Here is a 15,991-nt window from a genome sequence, read left to right on the forward strand (position 1 = left end):
TATACCACCCGCTTCTTCTCCCGGGCGGGTCATTGATCTCTGCATCCACCCGTACGCCGGGGAGTTCCGCACCGGCGGCAGGCCGGTGCACCGTGCGCGCCTGGCCTCAACGCCCTGCGCGGAGGCCGCGCAGGGCGGGCCTCACTCGTCGTCCTCCAGGGCGGACAGATCGATGTCCCATGAACGCTGACCGGCGGCGGTGGTCACGATCGGTGCGGACGCGTCCGGGGTGTCGGGGTCATAGGCGGACGTCAGCGTGTGGGTGACGACATCACTGGTCCATGCGGGGGTGTTGGCCCTGAATGCGCCCGTGTTCCTCGCGACCTTCCAACGGAAGCTGACGCTGTAGGACTCCAGCCAGTAGCCGGAGGACATCTTCACGGAGGTGGAGAAGCCCGGGTTGTCGTTGAACGTGATGCTGTTCCTGGCGTTCTCGATCACCGCGTTGTTGTAGGGCGGCCGGTACGGGCCGTCCTGCTGCCACGGCCGTTGGCTTGCCTGGCCCGTCGCACTGTGAGCGGGGATGATCTGCACATTGCTGTCGGTGACCTGCTGCCAGAAGTGGTAGTTGGAGGCGGCCGCCAGTGGGGCGCCGTCCGGGTTGTGCAACGTGGCGGCCTGCCCGAACCCGATGCTCTGATCGGCATTGAGCTGCTGGTTGGCCGGGCCTTCGTACGCGGACGTGAAGGTCAGTTTCGGCTTGTTGAGGTCAAAGACCTTTTTGCTGCCCCGGGTGTTCCGGCGCTGCGGCGGGGGGCTGTCACCACTGGATACGGCTTCTTTTTTGCGCTTGGGCATCCGCTGCACCGTGCTTGCGGCGTCGGCGTGCGCGTGTTCGTGCCCGTGTTCCTGCCCCGGAGACATTTCCCTCGCGCGCTTCGACGGAGCGGCCATGGCTCGCCTGGCGTTGGCCTCCGCCTCGCGTTCGAAACGGTCCGACGGGTCCGAGACCCTGAGGCCGTCACCGTTGTCCGTGCCGGCGACGGGCCCCTTGCGCTGCTGTATGACATGGGTGAGTTCATGGGCCAGTGTGTGCGGGTCGGCCCCGCCCGCACCGATCACGACATGGTTGCCCGAGGTGTAGGCACGGGCACCCACCTCCGCGGCGGACGTACGGGCCGCGCTGTCGTCGTGCACGCGGACGTCGGAGAAGTCGGAGCCGAGGCGGGCCTCCATCTCGGTACGGACGGGCTCGTCCAGCGGCCGCCCCGGCGAGCGGAGCACCGCGTGCGCCGTGACGCGCTGAACGGGCTGCGGGTGCTGCGGCCCGAACGCGCTGTGCTCGGCCTCATCTTCGATCAGGCGTGCCACGGCGGCGTTGCCGATGGTGCGCTGCAGGCTCATCGCCCCCGCGGGCGTCAGACGGCCGGGGCCGGGCCGGAACACCGAGTCCGCGCGTCCGGCCGCTCGCGCCGAAGGCCCCCGGCGCACCGTCTTCGTCGGCCGTTCGTATGCATGCACAGCTGCTGGCCCCTTCCGCCGCTCACCCTGTGGGCTCACCCGTACGACCCTATCGACGCACTCGACAGGAAGAAGGGCCCTGCGGGGCAGGGGTGCTGTCCCGCAGGGCAGTGTCTCGCGGTCTCCGGGACGTGCACCGTCGCCCCGGACCGCGCCGCTCTCCGGGAGGGGTGCGGGCGCTATCGTCCGTCGCGTTCCTGCGCACGGTCCAGCCAAGGGCCGAACTCGCTTTCCAGGACCAGCCGGCCGAGTTTGCGGTACTCCTGGAGCACGGCCGAGACGACCTGCTCCATGCCGAGCGGTCCCCCGGATTCCGCCGCCAGGTAGGCGGCGGTCACAGCGCAGGCCCGGATCGACCCTCCCGCCAGTTCGAAGCGTCCCGCGCAGAACTCCAGGTCGAGTTCCGTGTCGCGTGGGATCGCCGTCCCGAGGCAGCGGTCCCACAGGGCCAGTCGCTGCTGGGCGTCCGGCATGGGGAACTCCGCGATCACGTCGAGGCGGCGGGTGAAGGCCTCGTCGAGATTGGCCCGCAGATTGGTGGTGAGCACCGCGATCCCGTCGAAGGACTCCATCCGCTGCAGCAGATAGGCCGACTCCACGTTGGCGTGACGGTCGTGCGCGTCCTTGACCTGTGAGCGCTTCCCGAAGATGGCGTCGGCCTCGTCGAACAGCAGGATGCCGTTGACGTCGGACGCCTCGACGAAGATCCTTTCGAGATTCTTCTCGGTCTCACCGATGTACTTGTCCACCACGGTGGACAGGTCCACGACGTAGAGCTCCATGCCGAGTTCCGAAGCCACGACCTCGGCGGACATGGTCTTGCCGGTGCCGGACTCGCCGGCGAACAACGCGATGACTCCCCGCCCCCGGCCGCCGCCCGGCCGCATCCGCCACTGCCCGAGCACCTGCTCCCGGTGGCGTGCGCGCAGGGCGAGTTCGGACAGCTGGCGGCGGGTTGCGGGGGGCAGCACGAGGTCGTCCCAGCCGACCGCGGGCTCGATGCGACGGGCCAGCCGTTCGAGCCCCGCGCCGTTCTGTGCCCGGACCGCCGTGCGCAGATCCTGCGCGTCCACCGGACGCTCCTCCAGGACGGCCAGCCGGGAGGCGACGGCAGCGGCCTTGCGCACCTGCTCGGAGTCGAGCCGGTAGGCGGCGGTGGCCTCGATGAGTCCCTCGTCGGCCGACACGTTCGCGGCGGGCAGCCCGACGGCCTGGCCGGCCTCGGCGAGCGCCCGGCGCCACTGCCGCGCCGCGCCCGCGGGTCCGGGAGGCAGGACGCGCACCGGAACCGGGCTCTCCGTGGCCCACAGGGGATCCCAGTTCTTCTTCCCGTACGCGATGAGGGGGGCGCCGCTGACCGCCGCGCAGAGGCCCCCGAGCAGCCGGGCTCTCTCGGGCCGCTCGGGAGCAAGCGCTTCGAGCGGCCCGAGGACCACTCCGCCACCGCTCAGCCGGGCCTCGGCCGCCAGGGTCCTTAAGAGCTCCGCGGGTTCCGGAGCAGCGGCCAGTGCCGCGATGTCGACCACCAGCGGACGACGCCCCGCGGCGAGAAGCGCCTCGACCGCCAGTCTGCCGGGGTCACCGCCCCGGTCGAGCAGATACACCAGGCCGCTGCCGGTGCCCAGCGCCGCCGCGACCCGCAGTACCCCGGGTCCGGTGTCCGGCTCCTCCTCGGGCCCGGCCACCCGGACGAGGCCGCGCAGCCTCCCGTCGGTCTCGTCGTCGCCGAGCAGATGTGCGGTGATCCGGTCGGGCACGCGCAGCACCCGCGAGAGCAGCGGGCGGTCGGCTTCCAGGACCTCCAGCAGCCCGCCGGCGACCAGCGGGGCGGACGGCGAGAACCGGAAGCGGCCGGAGCTCGCGGCGGGCAGCCCGCAGAGTTCGAGTGCCAGGCCGATGGTCGGCCTTCGCCGGGTGAGGTCGTCGTTGAGGTAGCCGTAGAGCCGCTCGAAGCGGACATCGATGTCCGGAGCCGTCGCGACCAGCAGGAGGTCGACGTCCAGCGGCACCAGGCCGAAATCCTCGGCGAGCTGCCGGATCCGGCTCCCGCGCGGGGAGTTCGGCGAAGGCGCGGAGCCGTACGCCGGTACGGGCGTGAACGCGTCGCGGGACGCCACGATCCGTTCGGCCGCCTCGGGGGTGAGGTACTGCCCCCGGTACGGATCGTCGGGTTCCGGGTCGGCGGCCCGCCGGGCCGCCACGGCGTGTCTGACCCGCTCTTCGACGTGGATCAACCGCTCCCACAGGTCCTCGATGCCCGCCGTCGGAGTCCCGGGCAGTTCGCGGACGGCACGGTCGCTCTGTGTCGTGGTCACCGAGCCGTACCCCCGCGCCTGCGCCGACCGGGCGGCAACTGCCGTTCACGTGCTGCGGCGAAGCCCTGCCCGCCGGGGTCGGACGCCCCGTCGTAGCGCAGTCGGCGCCCCGGTTGCGACCCGTCGCCGTCGCGTGCGGGCGCGGCCCTGACCACGAGCCCTTCGGTGACCGGCGGGCCGGCGGAAGCGCGTTCCCCGGCCAGCGGCGCCCACACCCGCAGGTCGATGGCGGCCTTGAGCTCACCGCCGAGCGCGGACCACACGTCCGAGGCGGACGGCCCGTCGGTGCCCGGACCGGCCGCCTCGATCTCGACGGTCAGCCCGAGCTCCGCGAGGCTGCCCGTGTGCATCCGGGCGGGCAGCACATCCGACCGTACGAGGCAGCGCAACACCTCGGAGAGCAGGCGGTGTTCGTCCTGCGGGCGATTGGTCCAGGCGGTCACCAGATAGGTCAGCTCGAACCAGCGCGGCGGGGTCCGCCGGCCTATGACCACTCCCTGGTCGTCGTGTTCCTCGGCCGTGCCGGTGCGGCGCCGGGTCGCGTCCTCACGGATGCCATGGAGGAAGACGCTGATCGTGGGGGCGTTGCGCCGGGCGGACCAGTCCTTCGTCGGTGCGTCGAAGACCAGGTCGACACCGTTCTCCTGGAGGCCTGCGTCGACCAGCAACAGCCGCAGCCCCTCGTCGACTTCGTGGATCACCGGCGCCCCACCTCGTCCGGCGGGACGATGGTGCCGCTGACCACCAGGAAGTCAGTGGTGACCGGGCCGAACCCCGGTCCCCGGGCGGTGATCGTGCGAGGACCCGTCTGGTCCTTCACCAGGATCAGCAGCTGCGCGATGAACGTACGGTCCGCGCGCGGGACGGTGGGCGGGGCGGTTGCCGTGATCCCGGGCTTCCAGGTGAGCGTCACCGGTGCTCCGGGCGGGAAGTCCTTGCCCCGTACGGAGGTGACGAACCCCGGTTTGCCGACGGCGGGCACCGTGACGATACGGGGCTGGAGGATGCGCAGCGGGGTCCTGGAGACGTTGTCGCCGGTGTCGGCGTCGGTTCCGGTCGTGGTCAGCGTTCCGGTGATGGTCGTGGGCGTACCACCGCTGCGCATCCATCGGATCGGGAATACGCTGCCGAGGGAGGGCTGCGGCCATGATCGGGAGTTGTGGGACGGCGCGGATGGCACGGGACACCGGAGGCGGCCCGGGGAGTGGTGCGGTCGTTGGCGCCGACGTGGTCGCCGGCGCCGAGGTGGCTGCGACCGCTGTGCTGGATTCCCGAGGTGTCGTTGTCCGGTGGAGCCCGGCTGCCGAACAGCTGCTGGGCCATCCGGCGGCCCAGGTCCTGGGCCGGCCCGCCACCGAACTGCTCGCCGGGCCCGAGCCGGCCGCAGCCGCCGGGGCACTGCGCGCACTGCGCGGGAAACCGGAGGTGCGGTCCGCAGTCGTGACCGTACGCTGCGGGGACGGCCGACTGTTGAAGCTGGTGTTGTGGGCGTACCCCTCGACCGGCCCCGAAGGCCCCGGGGCCCCGCCGCACTGGGTGGTCCTGGCCGTCGAGGCAGCCCAGATGCGCCGCTGGGAAGGCGACCAGGCGGTCATGGAGGGACTCTTCTCCCAGTCGCCCGTCGGCCTGCTGGTCACCGATACCGAGTTGCGCTGCGTACGGCGCAATGTGGCCCTGGAGCGCATGACCGGCATACCGACGGCGGAACGGCTGGGCAAGCGGATCGGGGAGGCACTGCCGGGCCTGAGCGCCGAGGCCATCGAGACGCAGATGCAGCAGGTCCTGGACACCGGCCTACCGACCATGGACTTTGTGCACCGCGGGCGCACCGTCGCCGACCCGGAACACGAGCATGTGTGGTCCACCAGTACCTTCCGGCTCCAGGACCCGGCCGGAGCTGCCCTCGGGCTGTGCCACGCGGTCATCGACGTCACCGCCAGTTACCGAGCCCAGGAACGGAGAACTCTGCTCAACGAGGCCAGTCTGCACATCGGCACCACCCTGGACGTCATGCGGACCGCGCAGGAACTGGCCGAGGTGGCCGTCCCCCGGTTGGCCGACACCGTCACCGTCGATCTGCTGGACGCCGTCGTGGAGGGCGAGGCGCCCGAGCCGGGTCCGGTCGAAGACCGCGTCACGCTCCGCCGTGCGGCATTTCGGTCCACCTGGCGCGGGCATTCCCGGGCGGCGTACGCGGTCGGCGAGCTGAGCCGGTTCGCCTCTTCCTCGCCGCAGGCGCGTTGCATGGCCGACCTCGAATCCCGCCTCGTCGCCAGACTGGACTACACCGCCGACTGGTTGCGGGACGATGCCCGGCGGGTGGTGGGACTCCGAGCCGCCGGCGCGCACTCCCTGATGGTGGTTCCTCTGGCCGCCCGGAACGTCCTGATGGGCGTGGCCAGCTTCTACCGGTGGCAGCAACCGGACCCGTTCGACGACGAGGACCTCACCCTCTCGGCGGAACTGGCCTCCCGAGCCGCCGTGTGCATCGACAACGCCCGCCGCTACACCCGCGAAAGCGCCGCCTCCCTGGCCCTGCAACGCAGACTGCTCCCCAGCGAGCTGCCCGAACTCCACGCCGTCGAGGTCGCCGCACGCTACCGACCGGCCGGCGCGGAGAGCGACGTAGGAGGCGACTGGTTCGATGTAATCCCGCTCTCCGGCGCCCGAGTCGCCCTGGTCGTCGGCGACGTCCCCGGACACGGCATGCACGCCTCCGCCACCATGGGGCGGCTGCGTACCGCCGTGAACACCCTCGCCGACCTCGACGTACCCCCGGACGAGCTGCTCACTCACCTCGACGACCTGGTGGTCCGGCTCGCCGAGGAGGACTGTCCCTCCGGCTCCCCGCCGACCGGCGGCACCGTCACCGGGACCACCTGCCTGTACGCGGTATACGACCCGGTCGAGCGACGCTGCACACTGGCCTCCGCCGGCCACTACCCGCCCGCGGTGGTGCACCCCGACGGCACCGTCGAATTCCCGCGCCTGCCCGCGGGCCCGCCGCTGGGCCTGGGCGGCCTGCCCTTCGAGACCGCCGAGCTGGATCTCGCGGACGGAACCGTACTAGCCCTCTATACCAACGGACTCCTCCTGGGACGGGATCCCGACATCGACGTCGGACTTCAGGCACTGCGGCGCAGCCTGTCCCACCCCGACCGCCCGCTCGGGCAGATCTGCGACCAGGTGGCCGCCGCCCTGCTCCCCCTCCGGCCACCGGACGACGTCGCGCTCCTGGTCGCCCGCACCCACGCCCTGGGCGCAGACCGCGTCGCCTCCTGGGACCTGGCCGACGACCCGGCGGTCGTCGTCGATGCCCGGTCCCTGGCTTCGCGGAAGCTGACCGAGTGGGGTCTGGAAGAGATCTCGTTCATCGCCGAACTGGTGGTCAGCGAACTGGTCACCAATGCCATCCGCTATGGCCTCCCGCCGATCCGGCTTCGGCTGATCCGCAACACCAACCTCATCTGCGAGGTCTCCGACAGCAGCAGTACTTCTCCTCGTCTGCGCCGCGCCGGAGCGGACGACGAGGGCGGCCGCGGCCTGTTCCTCGTCGCCCAGCTCACCCAACGCTGGGGCACCCGTTACACCCCGAACGGCAAGACCATCTGGACCGAGCTCGCCCCGCCCCACGCGATGTGATCCGGCACGGCGATCCTCTACCGCCGGGCGCGCAGTGCCTCCCATTGCGCTGCGGCGCCGTCCAGCAGCATCTCCAGGGCGGTGGGATAGGCGCTGTCGACCATGCGGGTCGCCAGGAGGGGCGCCGCCTCGGCGATCCGGGGGTGTGTGGTGCGCGGCAGGCGGGCGTAGGTCGAGCGCCACATGTCCTCGTCGGCTCTGAGGCTTTCGCGTGGCAGAGCCAGCGAGGCGGCGTCGAGCGCGGCGAAGGCCAGGGTCTGGTCGATGAAGGCCTGGTAGATCCGTACCGTGTCCGGCAGGGGGAACCCCGCCGTGCGAAGTACGTCGAGGATGGCCTCGTCGGCCGCCAGCTCGTGGGCCCGGCCGGTGACCCGGTTCGCTGTCAGCAGTGCCGCCTGCGGATGCCCGACGTACACGGCGTGGATGCGCAGCCCGAGGCCGCGCAGATCCGACCGCCACTCCCCCGTGGGCCGCCAGCCCTGCAGGGCCTGCCCGATGAGGGCGTCGCCGATGGCCAGGGTCAGATCGTCCATGCCGCGGAAGTACCGGTAGAGGGTGCTGGGGTCGGCGTCCAGGGCCAGACCCAGACGGCGGGCGGTGAGTCCCGCGCTTCCGTGCTCACGCAGCATCCGCAGGGCGGTCTCGAGAATCAGTTGCTCGGAGAGCACGATGCCGCTCCTGGTGGGACGGCGCCGCCGCCGTTTCTCCTCGGGCACCACAGCTTTCGCCACCGCCGCCTCCTCGCCCCGGCCCTTACGCCAACACCATTGACCTTATCCGAGCACGCGGCGTTGGATCTCCCGGCAGGGGCGCCCGCACCTCCGGTGCGCGCAGTCACGCCCCCGTTTCCGGAGAGGAAGTCCCTGTCATGCGTGTACTGCTTGTGGGAGCCGGCGGTGTGGGCACCGCGATCACCCGGATCGCGGCCCGGCGCCCGTTCTTCGACGAGATGGTCGTGGCCGACTACGACCTGAGCCGGGCCGAGGCGGCGGTCGCCGCCCTCGCGGGTGCGGCGGGCCGCTTCCGTGCCGAGCACGTCGACGCGTCCGATCAGGCGGCGGTGACGGCGCTGCTGACGCGGCACGGGTGCGACGTCCTGCTCAATGCCACCGACCCGCGGTTCGTGATGCCCCTCTTCCGGGCGGCGCTCGCAGCCGGCGCAACCTACCTCGACATGGCGATGTCCCTGTCGCGCCCGCACTCGGATCGGCCGTACGAGGAGTGCGGGGTCATGCTCGGCGACGCACAGTTCGCGCAGGCCGCCGACTGGGAGAAGGCGGGCGCGCTGGCCCTCGTGGGCATGGGTGTGGAGCCGGGTCTTTCCGATGTCTTCGCGCGGTACGCAGCCGACGAACTCTTCGACGAGATCGACGAGATCGGCATCCGCGACGGCGCGAACCTCGCCGTCGACGGCTACGGGTTCGCGCCTTCCTTCAGCATCTGGACCACCATCGAGGAGTGCCTCAATCCGCCGGTCGTCTACGAGGCGGACCGCGGCTGGTTCACCACCGCGCCCTTCAGCGAGCCGGAGGTGTTCGACTTCCCCGAGGGCATCGGCCCGGTCGAGTGCGTGAACGTGGAGCACGAGGAGGTGCTGCTCGTCCCCCGTTGGATCGACGCACGGCGCGTGACCTTCAAGTACGGCCTGGGCGAGGAGTTCATCCAGACCCTCAGGACGCTGCACCTCCTCGGCCTGGACCGCACCGACGCGGTGACCGTGCCGAGCGCCGCGGGACCGGCGGGTGTGTCGCCCCGCGACGTCGTGGCCGCCTGTCTGCCGGACCCGGCGACGCTGGGCGAGCGCATGCACGGCAAGACCTGTGCGGGCACCTGGGTGCGCGGTACCAAGGACGGTGCGCCGCGCGAGGTCTACCTCTACCACGTGGTCGACAACCAGTGGTCGATGGCCGAGTACGGCTCCCAGGCGGTGGTGTGGCAGACGGCCGTCAACCCGGTCGTCGCCCTCGAACTCCTGGCCACGGGCGCGTGGACCGGCTCGGGAGTCCTCGGCCCTGAGGCCTTCCCAGCCCGCCCCTTCCTGGACCTGCTCAGCGCGTACGGCTCTCCGTGGGGCATGCGGGAGCAGTGACCGTCCCGGGCTCACCGGGGAATCCGGCCTCCTTCGGGGCGCCGTCGCACGGGCGAACCCTCCGCCGCGTCGGCGCCCCCGCATCCACGCCGACCGTTGCCCCATGACCGTCACGGAGTTGGTGCTGCCCCTGCCTCTTCCTCACGACGTCATCGGCTCCGCGCCCTCGCAACCTCAACCGTGGACGACCCGGAGAACTCGGTCAGCACCCTGGACCAGCCGCTGACGGGGCGCCGGGTACTGGCGCTCGGCGGTGCCCATGCCGCCGTCGAGGCGCGCCACCTCCGCCGAGCCGTTGAGCCCCCATCGCCTTCGCGACTGCGAACTCGGCGACACAGTCGGGCCGTTGCCCCCGGCACCCCGGATGCCCCGTCTTCCTTTTCACCAGCGCCACACACCTTTTGATGAATCATCAGAAAGTTCCAGAGATTCGCACCGAACCTCTGGACAGTCCCCCACACGGCGCCCTAATCTCTCGGCCCACCGAGACATGCGTTTCGTCCCGGTAACACCGCAGCCGATCGGCGTTCTCCCTCGAACGCTCCTCACCTCACGAGTCTTTCCACGTCTCTCCCCCCATGGCCGGGCCACCACCCGTCACGAGGCACCCCGCGATCGCTGTCACAGCGGTCGTCGCTCACGCACCGTTTCAGCATCCGTCGAAACACGGGGAAACCGGCCGGGTCACCGACTCTGCCGTGACCGCAGCGGAAGGGAAGCGACATGAAGATTCTTACGTTCATCGCCACGGCCTCACTGGTGGCATCCGGGAGCCTGGTGGCTCTCTCCGGCTCCGCCCAGGCCGCCCTCTACACCACCTGTGTCGGTGACGGCGGGGCCGTGACCGTCAGCAACGACCTGGTCGTACCGGCCGGGAAGTCCTGCACGCTCACCGGCACGAGGGTCAAGGGCACGGTGACGGTCGAGGCCGGAGCCGACCTCGTGGCGGCGGGCGCCACCTTCAACGGCGCGGTCACCGTCGAGGAGAACGCCTATCTCGACCTCACCGACACCACCGTCAAGGGTGCGCTGACCACCCATTCCGCTTTCGGCGCGCACCTGGACAAGAGCAACCTCAAGGCGGTCGACGCCACCGAGGGATTCGTCTACATGGTCGACTCGACGCTCGGCGGGAACGTCAGCACCGAGGCCGGTGAGCTGTACGTCTCCGGCAGCACCCTCAGCGGCTCGCTGACGGGTGACGGCAACCAGTACAGCGACGTATACGACAGCACCGTCAAGGGCGCGCTCACCGTCAACGGCAACACCCTCGGCAGCGTGTTCTGCGCCGGCGAGGTGTACGGCGCCGCGAAGTACGCGGGCAACGCCGACGCCCTCCAGCTCGGCGGCGAGGGCCTGCTCGGATCCTGCGCGGGCGCTTCGTACTTCGGCGGCAACCTGGTGGTCACCGACAACACCGCAACGGCCGTCCTCGACAACACGATCGTGCGCGGCGGGCTCACCGCGACCGGCAACGACCCCGCTTTGGTCGTGGGCGAGTTGGCGCGAATCCGTGGCGCCGTCACCGGAGAGACCGCCGCCGCCGGCGCTTCGTCCTCCCGCTCGGCCAAGGAGGCGGCACCCCAGGACCGTGGTGCCGACCTCGCCGAGAAGGCCGCCGCCCGCGCCGCCGCGGCACGGGCCGACGCCCACGGGGCGGGCAACTCCCGCCTCTGAGGCCGAGCGGCACAGCCAGCGGCACACGCGGCGAATCCGGCAGGTGACAGCGGCCGCCCCCGTCGCCGTACCTCCGCACCGCGCGGCGGTTCCCCTCCCGTCGCCCCCGTTCCGCTGTGTTGCGGAGTCCGTGGATCCGCCGTCGCGGCGCGCACCTCCGAGCAGCAGCCCAGCCGCGCGCCCCGATCCGTACCTTCTTCTCCTTATTCCCCAGGAGTGACCGTGAGTCATATTCACAAGTCCTTCGACCGCAGGGACTTCCTGCGCGCCACCGCCGGCACCACCGTGGCCATCGCCGCCGCCTCAGTGACCGGGGCCGCCGCAACCTCCGCCGCAGCCGCGCCGAGCAGTCTGTCCATCCCCAAGGACCGCATCGGCATCCAGCTCTACAGCATCCGCGACAAGGTCAGTGCGCTCGGCTTCGGCGTCGTCCTGCCCGAACTGGCCCGGATCGGCTACAAGGAGATCGAGTTCGCCGGATACACCCAGTCCACCTCCATCCTGGGCCGGCAGATCACTTTCCCGGAGATCCGCCAGTTGCTCGACGACCACGGACTGCGCGCTGTCGGCAGCCACGTCGGCATCGGCAATCTGCGCACCAACCTCCAGGCCGAGCTGGACGCCGCGCAGATCCTGGGGATGCCGCACGTGGGCACCGCCAACGCGCCCTCGAACGTGAACACCGTCGCGGGCTACCGCGCCGCCGCCGACGAGTTCAACGTCTGGGGCGCCGCGGCGACCGCGCGTGGCCTGAAGCTCTACCAGCACAACCACGCGGGCGAGTTCGCGTTCGCCACCGACCAGCCGTCGGTCCGGCTGTACGACGTGTTCCTCAAGAACACCGACCCGCGCCATGTCTATCTGGAGCTCGACATCTACTGGGCGTACGTGGGCCAGTACCGCTGGCCCGGATTCGACCCCGCCGCGTACGTGCGCAACCAGCCCTACCGCTACCCGCTGTTCCACATGAAGGACGGCGACGCCAACGCGGCGAACGCCAACGGCTTCGACATAGTCGAGTTCGGCGCCGGTGACCTTCCGTACGAGAGATTCGTCCGCGACATCGGGCCGCGCGCCTCGCACGTCGGCATCTGGGAGCAGGACACCGCGCCCAACACCCAGCCCAATCCGCCGGGTTCGCTCGGCGCGGCCGAGCGCAGCTTCACGGCGCTCAAGGGACTCCTCGGCTGAGAGGCCCCGAAGACGAGAGGCGCCTTCGCGCGAGGCGCCTTCGTGTCCGCTCCTTACCGCCAGCGATCGAGGAGACGCATCATCGTGCACCGCACCCTGAGACGCCTGATCACGGGAGTCCTGCTCGTGGCACTGCCCGCGCTGGGCGGTGTGGCCCTCACGCCCGCCGCCCAGGCGCACCCGGGCCACGAACACGCCCTGGACTGGTCGAACTACGAGAAAGTCACTCTGACGAAGGACACCGGCGAGCCGATCGACCTCGCCGTACTGCCCGACAGCCGTGTCCTGCACACCGCCCGCAACGGCGACGTGCGGCTCACCGACCCCGGCACCGGTGTCACGAAGGTCGTCAACCACGTCGACGTGTACCAGAACTCCGAGATGGGGTTGCAGACAGTCACGCTCGACCCGGACTTCGCCACCAACAAGTGGGTCTACCTGTACTACTCGCCGCCGCTGAACACCCCGGCCGGCTCCGCCCCGCTCCAACTGCCCGCTGGGCAGAACGACTCGTACTGGAAGCAGTGGGAGGGGTACGACACCCTGACCCGCTTCAAGTGGACCGGCGACAAGCTCGACCTCTCCACCGGGCAGGAGATCATCCGGGTCGACACCAACCGCGGCCAGTGCTGCCACGTCGCCGGTGACGTGGACTTCGACGGGGAGGGGAACCTCTACCTCGCGACCGGCGGCAACACCCCGGCTTCGGGCCCGAACGTCAACGGCTACACGCCGATCAACGACGCGGCCGGCTACAACCCGGGGCTCGACGAGCGCCGCGGCTCGGGCAACACCAACGACCTGCGGGGCAAGATCCTTCGGATCGACGTCCAGGAGGACGGCAGTTACACCATCCCGGAGGGGAACCTCTTCGAGCCCGGCACAGCCAGGACCCGTCCCGAGATCTTCGTGATGGGCCTGCGCAATCCCTTCCGGCTGGCTGTGGACCGCGAGACCGACGCCGTGATGTGGGGCGACTACGGCCCCGACGCCGGTACCGCCGACCCGAACCGCGGGCCGATGGGATACGTCGAGTGGCAGACCACGACCAAGGCCATGAACAGCGGCTGGCCGTTCTGCACGGGTGACAACAGCAAGCCCTACCGGGACTTCGACTTCGCCACCCTCACCCCCGGTCCCGCCTTCGACTGCGCGGCACCGGTCAACGACTCCCGCTGGAACACCGGCCTGACCGAGCTGCCCGCGCCCGTGCCGGCCACGCTCTGGTACGGCGACCGGGACACCGACCAGCCGTGGCCCGAGCTGACCGCCTTCCGCGGTCCCGGCGGTCCCGGCGGCCAGGCCCCGATGGGCGGTCCGGTCTACCACTACGACGCGGACAACCCCTCACCGGGCAAGTTCCCCGAGTACTGGGACGGCAAGGCGTTCTTCGCGGAGTTCTCCCAGGACTACGTCGCCGCGTTCACGCTCGACGGGCCGGACGGTCCCGTGAGCAAGCTGGAGAACGTCCTGCCCAACAGCGAGCGTTCGCAGAACGGCATCCCGCAGTGGGACAACCCGATGGACCTGGAGTTCGGCCCGGACGGCGCGCTCTACGTCCTCGACTACGGCGACGGCTTCTTCCGGCAGAATCCCGACGCGGGTCTCTACCGGATCGACTACGCCGAGGGCAACAAGGCGCCCACCGCCGTGATCAAGGCCGACAGGACGTCCGGCCAGGCCCCTCTGGAGGTCTCGTTCAGCGCCACCGGCTCCAGTGACCCGGAGAACGGTGACCTCACCTACCAGTGGGACCTCGACGGCGACGGCACCTTCGACGCCACCGGGCCCACGGCCAGCCGTACGTATCCGGAGAACGGGCAGTTCCAGGCCCGGCTGAAGGTCTCCGACCCGCAGGGCAAGTTCGGTCTGTCGAGCCGTCAGATCACCGTGGGCAACACGGCACCGACGGTTCGGATCACCTCACCGCCCGACGGCGGGTTCTTCAACTGGGGCGACGCCGTGCCGTACGGCATAGCCGTCGAGGACCCGGAGGACGGCACTACACCGGACTGCGCCAAGGCCGCCTGGACCTTCGGTCTCGGGCACAACCAGCACGGACACCCGGTCAACAGCGGCACCGGCTGCACGGGCGGCGTCGCGACCCCGACCGACGCGGGACACGGTGACACCGAGAACGTCTTCGGCGTCCTTGGGATCACCTACACCGACAAGGGCGCGGGCGGCGTTCCGGCGGCGACCGGTGACGCCCAGGTGGTGCTCAACCCTGCTCTCATGCAGGCCGAGCACTACGACTCGGCGGAGGGCGTCACGATCACGGACGACACCGCGGCATCCGGACAGCGCAAGCTGACCTCATTCGACGCGGGTGACTGGATCGCGTACGACCCGGTGTCCTTCGCCGGGATCACCGGGGTGAAGACCCGCGCCAGTGGCGCCGGCACCCTGGCGCTGCGCTGGGGCGCGGCCGACGCCGAGCCGTTCGCCACCGTGTCGGTTCCGGCCGAGGAGGGCTGGCAGACCATCACCACCGCGCTTGCGAACGCCCCTTCGGGGAGCGGTGAGGTCTTCGTCACCAGCTCCGGCGGTGTCGAGCTGGACTCGCTGACCTTCCAGGGCGCGGGCGTCGCGGACAAGACCGCGCCCAAGGTCACCGCCACGCTCAACCCGCCCCGGCCCAACGGTGACGACGGCTGGTACACCAGCAACGTGTCGCTCGCGGTCTCGGCGAGCGACAACGGGACGGTCGCAAGCCGTCAGTACTCGGTCGACGGCGGAACGACGTGGCAGTCGGCGAACTCGACCGTCACCCTGTCCAATGAGGGTGCCACGACCGTCCGTTACCGGGCGACCGACAACGGCGGCAACGTCTCCGAGGTGGGTTCGCTCACCGTACGGATCGACCGTACCGGTCCCACGGTGGCGGTGACCGGTCTCGACGCGGGCGGCGTCTACGGGGACTCCGAGCGTCCGACGCCGGTCTTCTCGGCACAGGACGCGGTGTCCGGTGGGGCCACAGCGACGGCCACGCTGGACGGCAAGTCCGTCACCTCCGGCCAGGTGCTGGAGCTGTGGCGGCTGCCGCTCGGCAACCATGACCTCACGGTCACGGCCCGGGACAAGGCCGGCAACACCACCACCAAGACGGTGACCTTCACGACCCACACCTCCTACGCGGACATCCGCGCGCTGATCACCCAGCTGCGGGCCGACGGCCTGATCACGGCGCAGGGGCAGCAGCGGCTGACCGTACGGCTGGCCCAGGCCGAGGCGCACGCCGACGCGGGCCGCACCAGTCAGGCCGCGGCCGTGCTGGAATCGTTCGCCGGCTACGCGTCCGACACCTCCCTGGTGCCGGACAGCGCGGCGGGCGCGGCCCTGGCACGGAGCGCGCGGGCGTTGAAGGCAGGAGCCACCGGCTGACGCCGGATCGGTCGGAGCTGCCCCGCTGTCACCGGCGGGGCAGTTCTGTGCCCGGACTCTGTGACAGGGGCCCGGTTCCGGGCGGTAAGGCCCCGCCTGGGGAGTTCCGTCAACAGTGCGGCAACTTTCGGCGTTCTGTGAAAAAGTTGCCGAAGGCCGCCCGCGTCCCTGCGGCCCCGCGAGCACGAGCCCTGCCGGGCGATACGGTGCCCGGCCCCGTACCACCCCCGCG

The 15,991-nt window shown here is 70.8% G+C and carries 9 protein-coding genes and 1 pseudogene; 5 read left to right on the plus strand and 5 right to left on the minus strand.

The window, feature by feature from the left end; translation table 11 throughout:
• Positions 1–141 precede the first annotated feature (141 nt).
• From OG507_RS05165 to OG507_RS05180, 4 genes and pseudogenes are all read right to left on the minus strand, one after another.
• The gene (locus tag OG507_RS05165) at positions 142–1,461 is read right to left on the minus strand and encodes an eCIS core domain-containing protein (protein WP_442810946.1); all 1,320 of its coding nucleotides are present in this window, start codon (positions 1,459–1,461) and stop codon (positions 142–144) included.
• A 179-nt stretch (positions 1,462–1,640) separates the two neighbouring features.
• Complete coding sequence (locus tag OG507_RS05170) at positions 1,641–3,776, minus strand: ATP-binding protein (RefSeq protein ID WP_327365937.1); 2,136 nt, start codon at positions 3,774–3,776, stop codon at positions 1,641–1,643.
• Positions 3,773–4,477 (minus strand): DUF4255 domain-containing protein, encoded by a 705-nt coding sequence (locus tag OG507_RS05175; RefSeq protein ID WP_327365938.1) that lies wholly within the window; start codon positions 4,475–4,477, stop codon positions 3,773–3,775. The genes OG507_RS05170 and OG507_RS05175 overlap by 4 nt, the downstream gene beginning before the upstream one ends.
• A pseudogene (locus OG507_RS05180) lies at positions 4,474–4,860 on the minus strand (hypothetical protein); the annotation flags it as partial. The pseudogene OG507_RS05180 and the gene OG507_RS05175, both read right to left, overlap by 4 nt.
• Positions 4,861–4,949: 89 nt before the next feature.
• On the opposite strand from OG507_RS05180, the gene OG507_RS05185 reads away from it, so the two are divergent.
• Entirely contained in the window at positions 4,950–7,418 is a 2,469-nt protein-coding gene (locus tag OG507_RS05185) for a SpoIIE family protein phosphatase (protein WP_327365939.1), read from the plus strand.
• 17 nt (positions 7,419–7,435) lie between these two features.
• On the opposite strand, the gene OG507_RS05190 is transcribed toward OG507_RS05185, so the two are convergent.
• Positions 7,436–8,149: a TetR/AcrR family transcriptional regulator gene (locus OG507_RS05190; RefSeq protein WP_327365940.1), complete on the minus strand. Its 714-nt coding sequence runs from the start codon at positions 8,147–8,149 to the stop codon at positions 7,436–7,438.
• A 137-nt stretch (positions 8,150–8,286) separates the two neighbouring features.
• Between OG507_RS05190 and OG507_RS05195 the strand changes: the two genes are divergently transcribed.
• The 4 genes from OG507_RS05195 (at position 8,287) to OG507_RS05210 (ending at position 15,759) form a co-directional block, all read left to right on the plus strand.
• On the plus strand, positions 8,287–9,507 hold the full coding sequence (locus tag OG507_RS05195) for a saccharopine dehydrogenase family protein (RefSeq protein ID WP_327365941.1): 1,221 nt from the start codon (positions 8,287–8,289) through the stop codon (positions 9,505–9,507).
• Positions 9,508–10,230: 723 nt separating this feature from the next.
• A complete protein-coding gene (locus OG507_RS05200; protein WP_327365942.1) occupies positions 10,231–11,184 on the plus strand; it encodes a hypothetical protein in 954 nt (317 codons plus the stop codon).
• Between the two features lie 222 nt (positions 11,185–11,406).
• Positions 11,407–12,375: a sugar phosphate isomerase/epimerase family protein gene (locus tag OG507_RS05205; protein ID WP_327365943.1), complete on the plus strand. Its 969-nt coding sequence runs from the start codon at positions 11,407–11,409 to the stop codon at positions 12,373–12,375.
• A gap of 84 nt (positions 12,376–12,459) precedes the next feature.
• Entirely contained in the window at positions 12,460–15,759 is a 3,300-nt protein-coding gene (locus OG507_RS05210) for a PQQ-dependent sugar dehydrogenase (protein WP_327365944.1), read from the plus strand.
• Positions 15,760–15,991: the final 232 nt, after the last annotated feature.

It is taken from the genome of Streptomyces sp. NBC_01217, assembly GCF_035994185.1.
Taxonomy (GTDB): domain Bacteria; phylum Actinomycetota; class Actinomycetes; order Streptomycetales; family Streptomycetaceae; genus Streptomyces.

Bases quoted from the DNA above. Each gene is read 5' to 3' on its own strand.
- OG507_RS05200 (WP_327365942.1), top strand. From the start codon at position 10,231: ATGAAGATTCTTACGTTCATCGCCACGGCCTCACTGGTGGCATCCGGG.
- OG507_RS05195 (WP_327365941.1), top strand. From the start codon at position 8,287: ATGCGTGTACTGCTTGTGGGAGCCGGCGGTGTGGGCACCGCGATCACC.
- OG507_RS05185 (WP_327365939.1), top strand. From the start codon at position 4,950: ATGGCACGGGACACCGGAGGCGGCCCGGGGAGTGGTGCGGTCGTTGGC.